The 16,245-nt window shown below is 61.1% G+C and carries 15 protein-coding genes and 2 pseudogenes; 12 read left to right on the forward strand and 5 right to left on the reverse strand.

Annotation, left to right across the window (positions count from 1 at the left end):
• The 5 genes and pseudogenes from A6V37_RS21655 to A6V37_RS21670 all read left to right on the forward strand — a co-directional run.
• Positions 1-452, forward strand: a pseudogene (locus tag A6V37_RS21655) (aspartate aminotransferase family protein); the annotation flags it as partial.
• A 53-nt stretch (positions 453-505) separates the two neighbouring features.
• Positions 506-1,003: an Lrp/AsnC family transcriptional regulator gene (locus A6V37_RS21660; RefSeq protein WP_064265480.1), complete on the forward strand. Its 498-nt coding sequence runs from the start codon at positions 506-508 to the stop codon at positions 1,001-1,003.
• 99 nt (positions 1,004-1,102) lie between these two features.
• A pseudogene (locus tag A6V37_RS39380) lies at positions 1,103-1,369 on the forward strand (transposase); the annotation flags it as partial.
• A gap of 225 nt (positions 1,370-1,594) precedes the next feature.
• Positions 1,595-2,170 carry a PAAR domain-containing protein gene (locus tag A6V37_RS21665; RefSeq protein ID WP_064265479.1) on the forward strand — a complete coding sequence of 192 codons (576 nt, stop codon included), beginning with the start codon at positions 1,595-1,597 and terminating at the stop codon, positions 2,168-2,170.
• Positions 2,170-2,763 (forward strand): type VI secretion system amidase effector protein Tae4, encoded by a 594-nt coding sequence (locus tag A6V37_RS21670; protein WP_064265478.1) that lies wholly within the window; start codon positions 2,170-2,172, stop codon positions 2,761-2,763. The genes A6V37_RS21665 and A6V37_RS21670 overlap by 1 nt, the downstream gene beginning before the upstream one ends.
• Before the next feature lie 333 nt (positions 2,764-3,096).
• Here the strand turns inward: A6V37_RS21670 and A6V37_RS21675 are convergent, their stop codons facing one another.
• Positions 3,097-4,065, reverse strand: a complete 969-nt coding sequence (locus tag A6V37_RS21675) for a LysR substrate-binding domain-containing protein (protein ID WP_064265477.1) — start codon at positions 4,063-4,065, stop codon at positions 3,097-3,099.
• A gap of 137 nt (positions 4,066-4,202) precedes the next feature.
• Here A6V37_RS21675 and A6V37_RS21680 point away from each other — a divergent pair, with 137 nt between their 5' ends.
• The 4 genes from A6V37_RS21680 to A6V37_RS21695 are packed head-to-tail and all read left to right on the forward strand — an operon-like array spanning position 4,203 to position 8,149.
• On the forward strand, positions 4,203-5,285 hold the full coding sequence (locus A6V37_RS21680) for a tartrate dehydrogenase (protein ID WP_064286337.1): 1,083 nt from the start codon (positions 4,203-4,205) through the stop codon (positions 5,283-5,285).
• Positions 5,286-5,311: 26 nt separating this feature from the next.
• Positions 5,312-6,784 (forward strand): NAD-dependent succinate-semialdehyde dehydrogenase, encoded by a 1,473-nt coding sequence (locus tag A6V37_RS21685; protein ID WP_064265475.1) that lies wholly within the window; start codon positions 5,312-5,314, stop codon positions 6,782-6,784.
• An 8-nt stretch (positions 6,785-6,792) separates the two neighbouring features.
• Positions 6,793-7,770, forward strand: coding sequence for a M14 family metallopeptidase (locus A6V37_RS21690; RefSeq protein ID WP_064265474.1), 978 nt, complete (start codon positions 6,793-6,795; stop codon positions 7,768-7,770).
• 34 nt (positions 7,771-7,804) lie between these two features.
• Positions 7,805-8,149: a cupin domain-containing protein gene (locus A6V37_RS21695; protein ID WP_064265473.1), complete on the forward strand. Its 345-nt coding sequence runs from the start codon at positions 7,805-7,807 to the stop codon at positions 8,147-8,149.
• Positions 8,150-8,190: 41 nt separating this feature from the next.
• On the opposite strand, the gene A6V37_RS21700 is transcribed toward A6V37_RS21695, so the two are convergent.
• The gene (locus A6V37_RS21700) at positions 8,191-8,595 is read right to left on the reverse strand and encodes a hypothetical protein (RefSeq protein WP_064265515.1); all 405 of its coding nucleotides are present in this window, start codon (positions 8,593-8,595) and stop codon (positions 8,191-8,193) included.
• A gap of 134 nt (positions 8,596-8,729) precedes the next feature.
• On the opposite strand from A6V37_RS21700, the gene A6V37_RS21705 reads away from it, so the two are divergent.
• A complete protein-coding gene (locus A6V37_RS21705) occupies positions 8,730-9,668 on the forward strand; it encodes a hypothetical protein (protein ID WP_064265472.1) in 939 nt (312 codons plus the stop codon).
• Between the two features lie 15 nt (positions 9,669-9,683).
• Positions 9,684-11,645 carry an alpha-galactosidase gene (locus tag A6V37_RS21710; RefSeq protein WP_207547565.1) on the forward strand — a complete coding sequence of 654 codons (1,962 nt, stop codon included), beginning with the start codon at positions 9,684-9,686 and terminating at the stop codon, positions 11,643-11,645.
• 42 nt (positions 11,646-11,687) lie between these two features.
• Here A6V37_RS21710 and A6V37_RS21715 read toward each other — a convergent pair whose 3' ends face one another.
• On the reverse strand, positions 11,688-13,652 hold the full coding sequence (locus A6V37_RS21715; protein WP_082902568.1) for a beta-galactosidase: 1,965 nt from the start codon (positions 13,650-13,652) through the stop codon (positions 11,688-11,690).
• 71 nt (positions 13,653-13,723) lie between these two features.
• On the opposite strand from A6V37_RS21715, the gene A6V37_RS21720 reads away from it, so the two are divergent.
• Positions 13,724-15,094, forward strand: a complete 1,371-nt coding sequence (locus A6V37_RS21720) for an MFS transporter (protein WP_064265471.1) — start codon at positions 13,724-13,726, stop codon at positions 15,092-15,094.
• Between the two features lie 22 nt (positions 15,095-15,116).
• On the opposite strand, the gene A6V37_RS21725 is transcribed toward A6V37_RS21720, so the two are convergent.
• Positions 15,117-15,416: an ArsR/SmtB family transcription factor gene (locus A6V37_RS21725; protein WP_064265470.1), complete on the reverse strand. Its 300-nt coding sequence runs from the start codon at positions 15,414-15,416 to the stop codon at positions 15,117-15,119.
• A gap of 23 nt (positions 15,417-15,439) precedes the next feature.
• A complete protein-coding gene (locus tag A6V37_RS21730; protein WP_100249330.1) occupies positions 15,440-16,015 on the reverse strand; it encodes an AraC family transcriptional regulator in 576 nt (191 codons plus the stop codon).
• Between the last annotated feature and the right edge of the window lie 230 nt (positions 16,016-16,245).

Consider the following 16,245-nt stretch of genomic DNA (forward strand, 5'->3'; position numbering starts at 1 on the left):
ATGGACAGAGGGCGTCGGCGCGTCCGGGGGGGGCGGCGGGCGGCCGCGGAGTGCTGGGTCTTTGTCACGAAGGCGGTCGGCTCGCGCACGGCGTGGCGCGCGCGCCGCGGTTTGCGCGGGGCCGCGAGACGCTGCTCGCGGACGCACTCGTGGGGGACGCGCGCGATCGCGGCCTGCTCGGCGCGCTCGAGCTCGTCGCGGACAAGGACAGCAAGGCGGGCTTCGACCCGGCGCTGAAACTGTCCGAACGAATTGCCGCTGCCGCCTATGAAAACCGCCTGATTTTCCGTGCATTCGGCGACAACATTCTCGGTTTTGCACCGGCGCTGTCGTATACCGGGGCGGAGTTCGACCTGCTGTTTGAACGGCTCGAAAAAACCCTCGACGATGTTCTCGCACAAGCCGATGTACGCGCCGCGCTGAACGTCAAAACTCATGCCACCGCATGCTAGAGTAGAGGGCACCCCCAGCCACTTACCCCACTCGCCGGAGCGACGACGTTACGATGAGCAGCGACTGCAAGCTAGACCGCATTGATCTACGCATACTCTCCCAGTTGCAGAAGAAAGGCCGCATAACCAACGTCGAGCTTGCCGATGCGGTCGGCCTTTCGCCCAGCCCTTGCCTGATCCGGGTCAAGCGTCTGGAGAAAGCCGGTTACATCATCGGCTACGGTGCGCAGATCCAGCTCGAAAAGCTCGGCGACGTGCAGATCGTTTTCACCGAAGTCACGCTCGCCGATCATCGGCGGGAAGACTTCATCAAGTTCGTGAATGCGATCAAGGATGTCGATGAAATTGTCGAGTGCCATCTGGCGAGCGGCGGCTACGATTACCTGCTGAAGTTCGTCACGCGCAGCGTGAGCCACTACCAGAGCATCGTGGAAGGTCTGCTGGAACGCGACATTGGTATCGAGAAGTACTTCAGCTACGTGATCATCAAGTCGCCGTTCGTGAAGAGTCACTACCCGCTCGAAACGCTGTTCTCGCAGAACCACAACTAGGCTCTGTTTACACTCGCAGAAATGGGCTTACATCTTGTCGTTTGCGCGAGCACGACAAGATGGCTCGCACACTGCTGAGTGACGACTTTCGCCACGACCATCATTGCTGACAAGGGCTACAAATCCGATGCCTTTGTACAGGCCGTGCGTGCTATGGGAGCGAAGGTCGTCTTTCCTCCACGTTCGAATCGCAAGACCAAACGACGCTGCGATCGCGCGCTGAACCGCACACGCAATGTTGTTAGGCGCGTCTTCAATCGTATCAAACATTTTCGTAGAGTCTCCACGCGGTACGACAAGCTCGCGGACAGCTATCTCGTGTCTGCGGCCCTTGCCTGCGCGTTCGGGTCTTACGTCAAATTGTAAACACAGCCTAAGAACATTTTGTCGAATGTCAAATCAAGCGCGCGTCGCCATGCGCCTTGCATTGTTCCCACCCCAATTCAGATGAGTCCGATATCGCGCTCGTGAGAGCGACGGCAGCATCGCCAAAGATGGAGCGCAGCGGTACACGGTCTATTGAGGCGACGAGGCGCTTGCGATGCAGGCGGAAGGCGCAGCAGTTTGAGCGCACAACAGGGACAGGGAACGATGACGATTTACTACGCGGTAGTAGAAGGCGATCCGCTCGATAACGGGCATGGGGGTCGGGTTCTGAACGGCTCCAGTTACTCCACCATAGACGATGACGAGGGCCGCCCGCGCCGCCAAACGTACATCGGACACGTAGCGTTCTGCGGCGTTTGCGGGACGAGCGGCCCGATTCTCGCGGGCGCAAAAATCGAACAAGGCCTTCGGGGCTTTGACAATCGCGAGAATTCATGGGAGGCCGTGGGCGGCGATATTGTTATCTGCGAGTGCGAGCAACACCCGCGCGTCATATCGCGCTACGCGCGTAGCGTTATGTATATAGATAAGGGTCGCGCGGCGCTTACTCCTACGCATCCGTCTACGCGTTCGGGCGTCAACTACGACGAGCAGGTAATGGCAAGCGCTCCCCGCATGTCGCTCGCGGGCTATCCATACTTAATCGAGACAGCAGACGGGCAAGCTATATGCGGGCGTATTGATAGTTCCAGCCGCTTGCCACGCATCTACACGGACACCGCCGCTCACTACACGATCCATTGGGGCGATGAAGCCTTGGCACATGAGGGATGGAAGTAATGCCGAACGCGAAAACGCATGTTCAAACGAACACTACGCAAGGCTCGATCAAAGATGTTCAGCTAAATGTGCTCACGTTTCAAGAGCTTTGGGCCGCGTACCCGGATGAAGAAGCCCCATTCCGCGACTCAAAGACCGGCGCGGTGCCCGTATATGCGGATAATCAGTGTGCAATCCGCCTAAGTATCACGCTGCACACTGTCGGCGTCGAGATGAAATCGTTCAAAGGGGAAGGACAAATTCGCATTGATGGGAAGCGAACCGCTCTGCGCGCTGGCGAAATGGCACAATGGCTAAAGTTGAAACCGTTTGCCGGCCTTCCTTCGCCAGCGGACATTACTGGTCCGGGATGGCAGGACAAAATCAAAGGTCGCACGGGGATCGTGTTTTTCTCAGGGTACTGGGCGCGCAATACTGATCGTGCCGGACAGACGTCGGGCGATCATATCGACTTGTGGAACGGTAGCACCCTAACGTCACCGGGTTTTCAGGGCCGTGCCACATCGTTTTTTCGCTTTGCTCTTGGCATATCGTCCGCTTGGTACTCTGATTTGGGCAAGTCGAAGCAAATTCTCTTTTGGGACATAAAGTGAAGCGCGTGGCCCTATCGATGATTTACCTTTGCATAGGTGCCTTGATTTCATGGCAGTCGGCTGTCTGGATCAGCCGATTCGCAACGCGCCATTCCTGGCCGTTAATCAATACGCATTGGCACGATTGCTGGGACATCGAGCATTGTCACGGCTCGGCGTGGGGATACGTGGCTATCGCAGTTTTTATTGTGGCGCCAAGCCTGCTATGGACAATCGTCGGATTCAAAAAGACTCGCGCTACTTCCTCTATAGCGAAAAATATACTTCTGCTTGCAATAGCAACCGTAGCCTTTTATGTAATCTTCTATATCGCCGTTTGGCGCTAGTCATTTTCTAATCCCCCTGACCTGGCGGCCTGCCGTTCGGCGGCGCCGCCTCGGCCGCCCCATCGGCCGGCGGACTCCATTGCGCGAATTCCTCGCTCAGAAAGTCGACGCACACCCGCACCTTCGCTGATTGCGCGAGCCGTGCCGGATAAACCGCCCACAGATTTGCCGGCTGTGTGACATCGGGCAGCACCTGTTGCAACTGGCCGCTCTCGAGCAGCGGCCGCACATCCCACATGGAGCGCAGCACGATGCCTCGTCCGGCCAGAGCCCATTGCACCGCCACTTCTCCATGATTGGTCGACAGCGGCCCGGTCACCTTGATCGACACCGTTTCGCCGCGCACGGTCAAGCGCCAGAGCCCGAATGGATGGTCACGCTCCTTGATCGCCAGGCACGCATGCGAGGACAGATCGGCGAGCTGACGCGGCGCGCCATGCCTTGCGAGATAACCCGGCGACGCGCACAGCACGCGATGATTCGACGCGAGCCGCCGCGCGATCAGATGCGGCGCGATCTCGTCGCCGATGCGGATATCGAGGTCGAAGCCTTCGCCGCCCACGTCGACGAGACGGTCGAACAGATCGAGCCGCACGCTCAACTGCGGATATTGGTCGGAGAAGCGCGCCAGCGCGGGCGCGACGAAACGCCGGCCAAAGCCGAAACTGCTGGAGATGCGCAGCTTGCCGCCGGGAATGCGGCGGGTGCTGGACACGTCTTCCACCAGTTGATCGACGTCGTCGAGAATTTTTTCGGCCCACGTGTAGACGCGCTCGCCGGCTTCCGTAATGGCGACGCGCCGCGTGGACCGATGCAACAGGCGCGTTCCAAGCGTAGTCTCGAGCACATTGATGCGTTTGCTGACGTACGCCGCGGACACCGACAGGGTCTCCGCCGCCGCGCTGAAACTCGATTTGCGCGCGACCTCGCAAAACACGCGCAAATCGTCGAGATCGGGTGATGGGAAGCCGTTCATAGGTCGGTTAGCGGCACAGGAGTTTATTCACGATTCGTGCACAGTGGCTTAACTGAAGCGACTATTTTAAGCCGAAACAGCAGGAATAAAATAACCGCTATCGAATCATCGAAGACCCCATTTGGAGGAGCAGCAACATGTCGAAAAAATATCGGATCGCGGTCATTCCCGGCGACGGCATCGGCGTCGAAGTGATGCCGGAAGCCCTGCGCGTGCTGGAGGCGGTGAAAGCGCGCTTCGGTATCGAGCTGGAATATCAGCACATTGAATGGGCCAGCTGCGAGTACTACGCGAAGCACGGCAAGATGATGCCGGACGACTGGAAAGCCCAGCTGCAATCGTCTGACGCGATCCTGTTCGGCGCGGTGGGCTGGCCCGACACGGTGCCCGACCACATTTCGCTGTGGGGCTCGTTGCTGAAATTCCGCCGCGAGTTCGATCAGTACATCAACCTGCGCCCCGCCCGGCTCTTCGCCGGGGTGCCCTCGCCGCTCGCCGGCCGCAAGGCGGGCGACATCGACTTCTGGATCGTGCGCGAGAACACCGAAGGCGAGTATTCCTCGGTGGGCGGCGTGATGTTCGAAGGCACGGAGCGCGAATTCGTGCTGCAGGAATCGGTGTTTACGCGGCACGGCAGCGAGCGCGTGCTGAAGTTCGCCTTCGACCTCGCGCAACGGCGCGAACGCAAGAAGATCACCGTGGCCACGAAAAGCAACGGCATTGCGATCAGCATGCCGTGGTGGGACAAATGCGCGGCCGGCATCGCCGCGCAGTATCCCGACGTGACGTGGGACAAGCAGCACATCGACATTCTCTGCGCGCGCTTCGTGCTGAACCCCGATCGCTTCGACGTGGTGGTCACCACCAATCTGTTCGGCGACATCCTCTCCGATCTAGGGCCGGCCTGCACGGGCACCATCGGTCTCGCGCCGTCGGCGAACCTGAACCCGGACCGCAAGTTTCCGTCGCTATTTGAACCGGTGCACGGCTCGGCGCCCGATATTGCCGGCAAGAACATTGCCAATCCGATTGCGATGATCTGGTCCGCCGCGATGATGCTCGACTTCCTCGGCAATCACACGGGCAACGAGCGCGAGGCGCACGACGCGATTCTCAAGGCCATCGAAGCCACGCTGGTCGAAGGCCCGCATACCGGCGATCTCGGCGGCAAGGCGAACACCACCCAGGTCGGCCAGGCGATCGCGGCGAAACTGGCTTAAACACGATTAAGGCACGAGGAGGCCTCATGGCACGCACATTCGAATTGAGCGAGCTGATTCGCTCGGACAATTTCATTGACGGTCAATGGCAGCCGGCGCAAGACAACCTGCGCTTTGCCGTCACCGATCCCGCCACCGGCGAGGTCATCGCCGACGTGGCCGACAGCAGCCCCGCCGACGCCCGCGCCGCCACCGACGCCGCCGCGCGCGCCCTGCCCGCGTGGCGCGCCTGGCTGCCCAAGGAACGCGCCGCGGTGCTGCATCGCTGGCATGCGCTGATCGTCGCGAATCAGGACGCGCTGGGCGCGCTAATCTCGCTTGAACAGGGCAAGCCGCTTGCCGAAGGCAAGGGCGAAGTGGCGTACGGTGCTTCGTACGTGGCGTGGTTCGCCGAGGAAGCCACGCGCATCTACGGCGACGTGATTCCTCAGCAGCATCGCGGCAAGCGCATGACGGCCGTGAAGGAACCAATCGGCATCGTCGCGGCGATCACGCCGTGGAATTTTCCGCTCGCGATGATCGCGCGCAAGATCGCGCCGGCGCTCGCCGCCGGCTGCACGGTCGTCGCGAAACCCGCGGAAGACACGCCGCTCACCGCTTCGGCGCTGGTGCTGCTGGCCCACGAAGCCGGCGTGCCGGCGGGCGTGCTGAACCTGATCACCGCCTCGCGCAATCGCGCGGTCGCGGCTGTCGCCGACTGGCTGCACGACGCGCGCGTGCGCAAGATCACCTTTACCGGTTCGACGCCGGTCGGCAAATATCTCGCGCGCGAATCGGCTGAAACGCTGAAGAAGCTGTCGCTCGAACTCGGCGGCAATGCGCCCTTCATCGTGTTCGACGACGCCGACCTCGACGCGGCCGTCACGGGCCTGCTGGCCGCGAAATTCCGCAACGGCGGACAGACCTGTGTGTGCCCGAACCGCGTGTACGTGCAGGCCGGCGTGTATGACCGCTTCGGGGCCATGCTGGCCGAGCGCGTCGGCGCACTGAAGGTCGCCCCCGCCACCGATCCCGCCGCGCAGATCGGCCCGATGATCAACAGCCGCGCGCTGGACAAGATCGCCCGTCACGTGGACGACGCCGTCTCGCAGGGCGCGCGCGTGCTGACGGGCGGCAAGCGCCTGACCGCGCTCGGCCCTCACTATTACGCGCCGACGGTGCTCGCCGACGCCACCCCCGGCATGCAGCTGAACAGCGAGGAAACCTTCGGCCCGGTCGTGCCGCTGTTCCGATTCGATACCGAAGCCGAGGCCATCGAAGCGGCCAACGCTACGCCGTTTGGCCTCGCCGCGTACTTCTATAGTGACAACGCGCGGCGCATCGACCGCGTGGCGCGTGCGCTCGAAGCGGGTATTGTCGGCATCAACGAAGGGGCGGTGTCGAGCGAAGCCGCGCCGTTCGGCGGCGTGAAGGAATCGGGCTACGGTCGCGAGGGTTCGAAGTACGGTCTCGACGACTATCTCTCGATCAAGTACCTCTGCCAGGGCAACCTCGAATGAGCCACGACATGAGCACCGACACCTATCCAATCGAAATCGAATTCCCCGACATCGCGGTTCACGAGCATTCGGCCCGCGGCATCGCCTACGTGCACACGTTCGACTCCGGCGCGCCGGGCCCGCACGTGATGATCAATGCGCTAACGCACGGCAACGAAGTGTGCGGCGCGATCGTCGTCGACGAGCTGCTGCGCCGCTCGCTGAGGCCGCGCCGCGGACGCCTGACGCTCGCCTTCGCGAACGTGGCGGCCTACCAGAGCTTCGATCCCGCCAAGCCGGACGCGGCCCGTTTCGTCGATCAGGACTTCAACCGCGTGTGGACCGCCGCGGCACTCGACGACACCGCGCGCACGTCGAGCGAACTGGCCCGCGCGCGCACCATGCGGCCGGTGATCGACACCGTCGACATGCTGCTCGATCTCCATTCGATGCATGAGAAGAGCGCGCCGCTAATCGTGGCGGGACCGTTGCAGAAAGGGATCGACCTGGCCGTGCGGCTCGGCACGCCGGCCACGGTGATCTGCGACGAAGGGCATCCGGAAGGCCGGCGCATGCGTGACTACGAAGGTTTCGGCGACGCGGGCAGCCCGAAGAACGCGTTGCTGATCGAATGCGGACAGCACTGGGAGCGTGGCGCCGTCGCCGTGGCGCGCGACACGACGGCGCGCTTTCTGTTGCTGTCCGGGGTTATCGACGAGACCGACCTGCCGGCCGGCTGGCTCGCACCGTTGCCGCCCGCTCAGCGCATCGTGCGGGTCACGCAGCCGGTGGTGGCGACCAGCATGGACTTCCGTTTCGCCGCGCCGTACACCGGGCTGGAAGTCTTCCCGGACGCGGGCACCGTGATCGGCTGGTCGAACGGCGAGGCCGTGTCCACGCCTTACGACAACTGCATGCTCGTCATGCCCTCGTTGCGGCAGTTGCGCCCCGGCGTGACGGTCGTGCGGCTCGGCAAGGTCGAGCAAACCGTTGCAGCCAACGCATGAGTTGGCCCATACCCATTCAACAGGCAAACGCACAATGAAGGTTCAACAGATCAAACAGAGCGTCAATCTGCAGCACCTGGAGGATTGGGGCACGGCCGGGCTGCCCGGCACGACGCCGCTCCAGGTGTCGGGCGTACAGCGTGTCATTGAGGGCAGTGAATCCATCGACACCGGCATTTTCGAATGCACGGCCGGCACGTACCGCCGCTCGGTCAAACAGGCGGAGGTCATGCATTTCCTTTCCGGCCGCGGACGCTTCACGCCCGACAACGAGGAAACCATTCACTTTGCCAGCGGCGACACGCTCTTTTTCGAAGCGAATACCGAAGGGCTTTGGGAAGTCGAGGAAACCATGCGGAAGGTTTACGTCATTTTCTGAAGCGAGACGGCGCTAACCCGGCGTCCGTGCTGTGACGCCGGTCACTCCTGACATTTCACATCCTTCCTCGGCACAGCGATAATCACCGGATAGATGTCTCCGTGTTCGAGTTCCACGCGCGCGACCACGGAAACGATCGCGCTGTCGACCTCGTCGTACACGCTGACTTTTTCACGGCTAAGGTTGGTGATGCCGGTACAGTCGGACGCGCGCCCCTCGTCCGAGACCTTGCAGTGGATCGGGTTGTCCGCAATATAGCGGTATTGATCTCTCGAAGGGGTCGCCAGGTATTCACGCACGCTCTGTTCCGAGCCACCCACGCCCGTGACATACCCGATAGCGCACTGCAGTTTGGGCGTATCGGTGCCGCCGGATGTTTGGGCTGTCGCGGCTGCGCTTGCGGCGAGAATAGCCGCCGCGAACGTCGGGGCAAGAAGGTATTTCAGGTTCATCACGCAAATCACCGTTGTCGGAACGAATGCTGGATTGTAAAGGCATTGGCGCCTGGGGTCCGGGAGCGATAGACGGTATGTTGCACGGCAGGAGCCTATAATCCCAGGCAGGAGGCTCTGGCACATTCATGGTCACGCTTGCTAAAAACGTAGGCAACAACAAGCCGCTCGGATTGACACTGGTGCTGGCCATCGTGGCCATGTTCTGCCTGTGCCATGGCCTGCTCGCCTTCGCGGCGGACGATGCCGCGAACTTGCGCGACAAATACCAGAGCCTGGGGCAACAGCTCAAACATAACCAGTTCCAGCGTCCTATTTATCTTGAATCCGTAGAGTCGCCGTCCACGATCAAGGGCGACATTTACGCCGTGTTGGACTATCCGTACGCGACCGTCAGCGGCGCGCTCAATGATCCCGTGCATGGCCCGGCCAACTGGTGCGATGTGCTGATACTGCACCTCAACACAAAGTATTGCCATGCCTCGGCCAGCGCCAGCGGCAACATGCTGACCGTGTACATCGGCAAAAAAGTCGAGCAGAAACTCGCGGACGCCTCTCGCATACAGTTCCGCTACCGCCCAGTCGCGACGAGCCCAGGCTACTTCCAGGTGGACCTCACCGCCGACAGCGGTCCGCTAAGCACAAAGGACTACCGCATTGTGCTCGAAGCGGCTGGCATCGATGCCAACCGGACCTTTCTGCACCTGACCTACTCGTACGGCTACGGCATGGCGGGCCGCCTCGCCATGAAAACCTATCTCGCGACAATCGGCAGCGGCAAGGTCGGCTTTACCACCACGGGTGGTTCGTCCTCCGCGCAACCCGAATACATAGGCGGGGTGCGCGGTTTGGTGGAACGCAATACCATGCGCTACTACCTGGCGATAGACGCCTATCTTGGATCCCTGTCCAGCACATCTGACAAGCGCCTGCAGCAACGCCTCATTAGCTGGTTCGATGCAACTGAGCAGTATCCGCGGCAACTGCATGAGTTGGATCGGCAGGATTATCTTCAGATGAAGTACAAGGAATACGAGCGCCAGCAGACGGAACAACCATCTCCCTAATCCCGTGCTTCGTCCATGCATACTAAAGAAACGGTGTCTACGCATCCGGGCATGCCCACGTTTCTGACGGACGGTGACCGGCATTCTTTCGGTAACGCGGCGATCGCCCTGAGTTGGACCGTCAGAGATCAGCATCTGACCGATTTCACCCTGACCGACCGTGTGCACGCCCGTACGCTGCCGGTCATCGCACCGTTTGCGCTGTCGCTGGCCGACGGCCGCACGCTGGGCATCGCCGACCTGCAACTCGTCGCCGCGCTGCGCGAAGACAGGCTGGCAGCAAATTCCAACGCATCCCGACTGGCCGAACGGATCGCCGGCAGACGGGTGAGCGCCCTCCTTGTCGACGAACGCGGGGATTTGCGCGTGGAGCTGAGCGTTGAGCAACGCGATAGCTCGCAGTACCTACGCTTGCAAGTGGCCATTACCGCGATCAACAAAGACGAACACATCGCCACCGTTTCACTGCTAGAGACGCAGGCGTTCGGCGCCCAAATCTGCGGCGAGTTCAAGGGAACACCCGTGGTCACGGGCAACGTCTACCTCGGTTTCGAGCTTCCGTTGGCGGAGAGTCAGGTAAGCGGCGACACCGTCAGGTTCGTCCTGCCGCGTGCCTTGCCGCTGGAAAAAGGCAAAACGATTGTCGCGTCCGCCGTGGCGGGCATAGCACGCGACGGCCAGCTACGCCGCGATTTCGCAGCTTATCTCGAACGCGAACGCGCCCATCCATACCGCCCGTTTCTTCACTACAACTGCTGGTACGACATCGGTTACCTCACGGCGTACACGCAGCAGCAAGCGCTTGAACGCATCGACGACATCGGCCGCGAGTTGCACGACAAGCGCGGCGCACAACTCGATTCGTTCCTGTTCGACGACGGTTGGGACGACTACAGCGGCAGCTGGAATTTCGGCACGGACTTTCCGAATGGATTCGTGCCTCTGCGCGATGCCGCCGCCCGGTACGGCGCGGCGCCGGGTGTGTGGCTGTCGCCGTGGGGCGGCTATGGTGCCACACGGCAAGAACGTGTGGCGCGAGGCCGCGCCGCCGGCTACGAGATTATCGACGACCGCTTTGCACTGTCCGGGCCGACCTACTATCGACGCTTTCATGAAGTCGTCATGGACCTGCTCACGCGGCGCGGCATCAATCAGTTCAAGTTCGATGGGACCGGCCATGTGGACACGGTGGTCCCCGGCAGCCGCTTCAGCAGCGATTGGGACGCGGCGATCCAGTTGATCGAAGACATCCGCGGGACCCGGCCCGACACCTTCGTCAACCTCACGGTCGGCACCTACCCCTCGCCGTTCTGGCTACGCTACGCCGATTCGATCTGGCGCGGCGGCAAGGATGACGACCTGGCCGGCGTAGGCAGTAATCGCGAACGCTGGATTACCTATCGGGACGCTCAGTGTTACCACAACGTGGTAGTCAGGAGTCCGCTATTTCCACTCAACTCGCTGATGCTCCATGGCATCATCTACGCACAGCACAACGATCGGTTGAATACCGCTCAAGGCCATGACTTCGCCCATGAAGTGCATTCGTACTTCGGCAGCGGCGCCCAGCTGCAGGAGTTGTACATCACGCCATCGCTGTTGAGTGACGACGACTGGGACGTTCTGGCCGAGTCCGCCAGGTGGGCCCGGGCGAATGCCGATGTGCTGCGCGACAGCCACTGGATTGGCGGTGCGCCGGACCGACTCGAGGTGTATGGATGGGCGGCATGGTCGCCAGTCAAGTCGATCATCACGCTGCGCAATCCTAACAGCATGGCACAGGACTTCGTGCTCGACCTGCACAGGCAACTGGAATTGCCCGCAGGCGCATCAGAACGATTCCGCGCGCTCGGCGTGTGGCACGGTCATGCCGTACCTGTTCCGCCAGTGCTGGACGCGGACCAGCCGCACAACCTCTCACTCGCGCCTTTCGACGTGTTCACGCTGGAGATGGTGCCTGTCGCTGGCGAAGGGTAAGCAAGGTCGCTGCGGATTGCCCATTGCTGGCTTGGGGTGCCTTTACGATAGCGTGCAAGCCAGTTCAATAGGCTTCGCTTCCAGCTGGTGCAGATCGAAGATGACAATCTCGTTGTCACCCTGCTTCAGCCACGGCGCGGGACAATACAAACGTCTTTGCGGACCGATATTCCAGTAGCGTCCCAGATTGTGTCCATTGACCCAGACCACACCTTTGGTCCAGTCACGCATGTCGAGATAGGTATCGCCGAGCGCATCCAACCGCAAGGTCGCTTTGAAGAACAGCCCGCCCTTGTTTGGATTCGCACAAACCGGACGCAGGTTAGCAATGAACGCGGAATCCATCGGCAACAGGAAGACTTCCCAGCCGATGAGCGTGTCGCTCGAACCCTCCACATCCTGTAACGTGACCGGCTCGAGTATGCCTTTGCGGTCGATCATCGCGTGACCGTAATTGATGCGTCCCATGCCCTCCACGAGGATCTCCAGCAATACGTCGCCGTCCGGCGGCAGCGGCACACGGGGAACCTCAAGCGGCGCGTGGCGCATGACATTGAGCGGTTGCGCACAGCGTTCGGGCATAAGCGCTCTGGACACGCCTCCCACGTATTGCCCGCCGACGAACACCGTCGCGTAATCGTGAACCTGAGCGATATCCAGCACGCCGCCCCGGTAGCCTGGCAGCCTCTTGCGATACAGCACGAAGCCAGATGTCTGGCCATACATTTCGAAAGCTTGTGGGTGGACGGTTTGCGCGGCGGGGAGCGCGGCCGGCAGGTTGTCCCAGATGGACGCCCAACGCGCCGGCATCAAGGCATCGCTTCCTGTGCGGCTGATCGTCGGGACCGGTTGCGGTGGCTCGGGCAACGGCGTCGAAAGATATCCGGCGATGATGCCGCGATACCGCATGTACTTCGAAGTCGCCGCGCCTTGCTCACTGATCGGCGCGGCGTAGTCGTAGCTGGTAATGTCGGGCTGATACTCACCGGAGCGGTCGTCCACGTTTGCGCCGGCGTAGAAGCCGAAGCTGGTGCCGCCGTGAATGACGTAGAGGTTGAATGACTGCTTGCGTTGCATGAACGCGTCAAGCGTACTGGAGAGATCGACGTCAGTACCTTTGAACGTCTCGTCGCCCCAGTGCGTGAGCCACCCCGGATACACTTCACCGGCCATGGCCGGAACAGTTGGGAATTTTCGCCGGACGGCCGCGATTTGCTCTGCATTGCCATTGCTCAACGCAATCGCGCCACCCGTGACGGTCGTGCGATTCTGCTCAAGCTGCTTGATGCCGTCTTCGGTATAGAACGGTCCCTGTATCCCTTCCTGAAGCCAAAGCTGTCGTAACTCTTCGAGGTATGCCGGATTTCTGGCGTACGAGCCGAATTCGTTTTCGATCTGAATCATCAGGATCGGGCCGCCGTGACTCACGAGCAGTGGTTTGATGCGCGGGCCCAACTCCCTGATATAGCCCGCCACCGCTGACATATAGCGAGAATCGCGAGCTGAGTCCGTCCTGAGCTCGATGTCCGGATAACTCAATAAGTACGACGGAATACCACCCAGATCCCACTCTGCGCAGATATACGGACCCGGCCGCAACAGCACCCACATCCCCTCCTGCTGGCAAAGCTGAATGAATGCTCCGATATCGCGGTTCCCCGAATGGAAGTCGAAAACGCCGGGACTCGCTTCGTGGTAATTCCACATGACATAGATCGCGATGCAGTTCATCCCCATGGCCTTCGCCATAAGGATGCGATGCCGCCAGTATTCGACGGGGATGCGGGCGGGATGCATCTCCCCACTACGGATCTGGAAAGGCTTGCCGTCGAGCAGAAAATGTTTGCCGTCCCGGCTGAAGGAAAAGGATTGCGCGACTCCGGGTAACGGGGCTGGCACGCCGATTGCTGCATGTTCAGTTGGACTGCCGTTCGGGTCGTTGCCGCCTTCGCGTACCGACCTGACTGGCAGGAGCACGGCGGATGCAGAGGGTTCTCTTGTGTCCATTGATTGCATTTCCCAGGATGCCATCGAGATGTACGCCGTTTTTCTGTTCTGTGTTTGTGGGGAGATGCCAAATGGCTGCCACCCAATCAGGGGCGATGCCCCTCTCCGATGAGGAGGCCCGGCGCCAGTTGCGCCGCGCCGTTCTCGCCAGCACGATCGGTACAACGATCGAATGGTACGACTTCTTTCTGTACAGCACCGTCACCGGCCTGGTTTTCGCCAAGCTCTATTTTCCTGAATCAGATCCACTTGTCGGCACGCTACAGGCTTTTCTGATCTATGCCGTCGGCTTCATAGCGCGGCCAGTCGGGGCGGCTATTTTCGGCCACTATGGCGATCGCATCGGGCGCAAAGCCACGCTGATCGTCACGCTCCTGCTGATGGGACTCGCCACGTTCGCCGTGGCCTTTGTTCCGACCTATGCGGCAATCGGCATCTGGGGCGCCGTCGCGCTCACCGTGCTGCGTTTCATCCAGGGCGTGGGCGTGGGGGGCGAATGGGGCGGCTCGGTTCTGATGTCGATGGAATGGACCCGCACCAACGCGCATCGCGGCTTCGTCGCGTCCTGGCCGCAGTTCGGTGTGCCGGCGGGACTGTTTCTCGCGAACCTGGCGGTGCTGGCCATGAGCCAGTACTCGGGCAGCGCGTTTCTCTCGTGGGGCTGGCGGGTGCCGTTCTTCCTCAGTATCGTCCTGGTTGCGATCGGCCTATACATCCGCCTGAATATTCTTGAGACGCCTATCTTCGCGAAGCTCCTGTCCGAGCACAGGATCGAAAAAACGCCCATGCTCGAAGTCCTGCGCCGCCAGCCGAAGGACATTCTTCTCTCGGCCCTTGCGCGCATGGCCGAACAGGCGCCTTTCTATATTTACACCGCCTTCGTATTCACTTATGGCGTCAGGACGCTTGGCGCGTCACGCGACCTGTTGCTGATGGCGGTGCTGGCGGCTTCCCTGGTGGAATTCGTGACGATCCCGTTGTTTGGCCACGTGTCCGATCTGATTGGACGCCGGCGCATGTATATGATCGGCGCCGCGGCGGTCGGCGTATTTGGCTTCCTGTTTTTTGCAATGGTCGATACCAGGAATCCACTGTGGATCTTCGTTGCCATCGTGCTCTCACTGGTGCCGCATTCGATGATGTATGGTCCCCAAGCCGCATTGATCGCCGAGTCGTTCACCGGGCGGATGCGCTACAGCGGCGCATCGCTGGGTTATCAGCTGGCTTCCGTCATTGCCGGCGGCCCTGCCCCGCTCATTGCCACCGCGCTCTTCGCTTACTACCATTCGGGCTACGCCATTGCGTGCTATGTGTTCGCGTGCGCCGTGGTCAGCCTGATTGCCACGTCACGAATGGGCGACTACACCAACAAGGACATCTCGCGGGAATACGACGATCCACGACGGATGGGCGAAAGCGGACATGCTTCGGGGACTGCGTGATCGACTGGGAGGGAAACGGCCGCTACAGATGCAACGTGATCTGTTCCGCAAAGGCGCGAATGACATCTTCATTTCGCGCCAGAAACATCCACTGACTCACGCGGGTCGAGACAAGCAATCTTGCCTCGACCAACGCCGCGACGTGCGCCGACACAGTCGATTGAGACAGTCCGCTGCGCGAGTGAATGGCATTGGAAGGCACCCCGCAGCCCAGATCGACGTATCCGCGCACGAAGTATTTGTCCGGCGTCTTTAACCACATCAGGATCTCCCGCCGGAAAGGGTTTGCGAGTGCCCTATGGATCAAATTCTCGTCAACCATAGATCGACTGGATTGGGAGTGAGTCACGACTGCCTCGACAATGATTGGGTAATGCGTCTGGCGAGTTCGTCGCCCAAGTCCTCCCTGACCAGCGCCAGGGCCACCTGAATGCCGTCACTGACGCCGCTCGACGAGTACAGGTTGCCGTCCTTCAGGTACTTTTGATGACCCATGACGTGAACCAGGGGAAACGCGGCGGAGAGACGCTCCGCGTCGCGCCAGTGCGTGGTCAACGCGCGATGGTCCGCAATGCCGGCGCGGGCGACTAAAAAGGCCCCGTTGGACACCGAGGCAAGCCGCTTCGCCTTGCGCCCGGATTTGCTAAGCCAGTCCACCAGATCGCTGCGCTCACGCCCCGAACCGGTAACCGGAGAGCCCGGCACGACGACGATGTCGAATAAACCATCCGCATCCGACAAGCTTTCCGTAGTGCCCACCGCGATGCCGCTCGAACACAGCACAGGCCCCGGCGCCGGCCCCACGAGGTGCTGCTCGTACAAGGTTGCACCGCACAAACGGTTCGCTTCGTGGAATACGTCCATTGGGCCGGTCACTTCGAGCAGCCGGAATCCCGCGTAAAGCATCATGGCAACATGCATACCCCATCACTCCGGGAATACACTGCAACACGAACGGCCGCATCCACTGCGAGCACACGCGCTGACCGCCGGGTGCAAGCTATGACCCGCTTTCAATCTGATGAATCTGTCCATGGTTATCGTCCCGTTTCAACGTAGAACGCTACTTTCGACGAGGAGGCCGAAGCCGCATCCATGAAACGCAGTCTAATCAGGCGCCGTGGCAGAGGAAACACGCCGGTGGCGCGATG

The organism is Paraburkholderia ginsengiterrae, from assembly GCF_001645125.1.
GTDB lineage: Bacteria > Pseudomonadota > Gammaproteobacteria > Burkholderiales > Burkholderiaceae > Paraburkholderia > Paraburkholderia ginsengiterrae.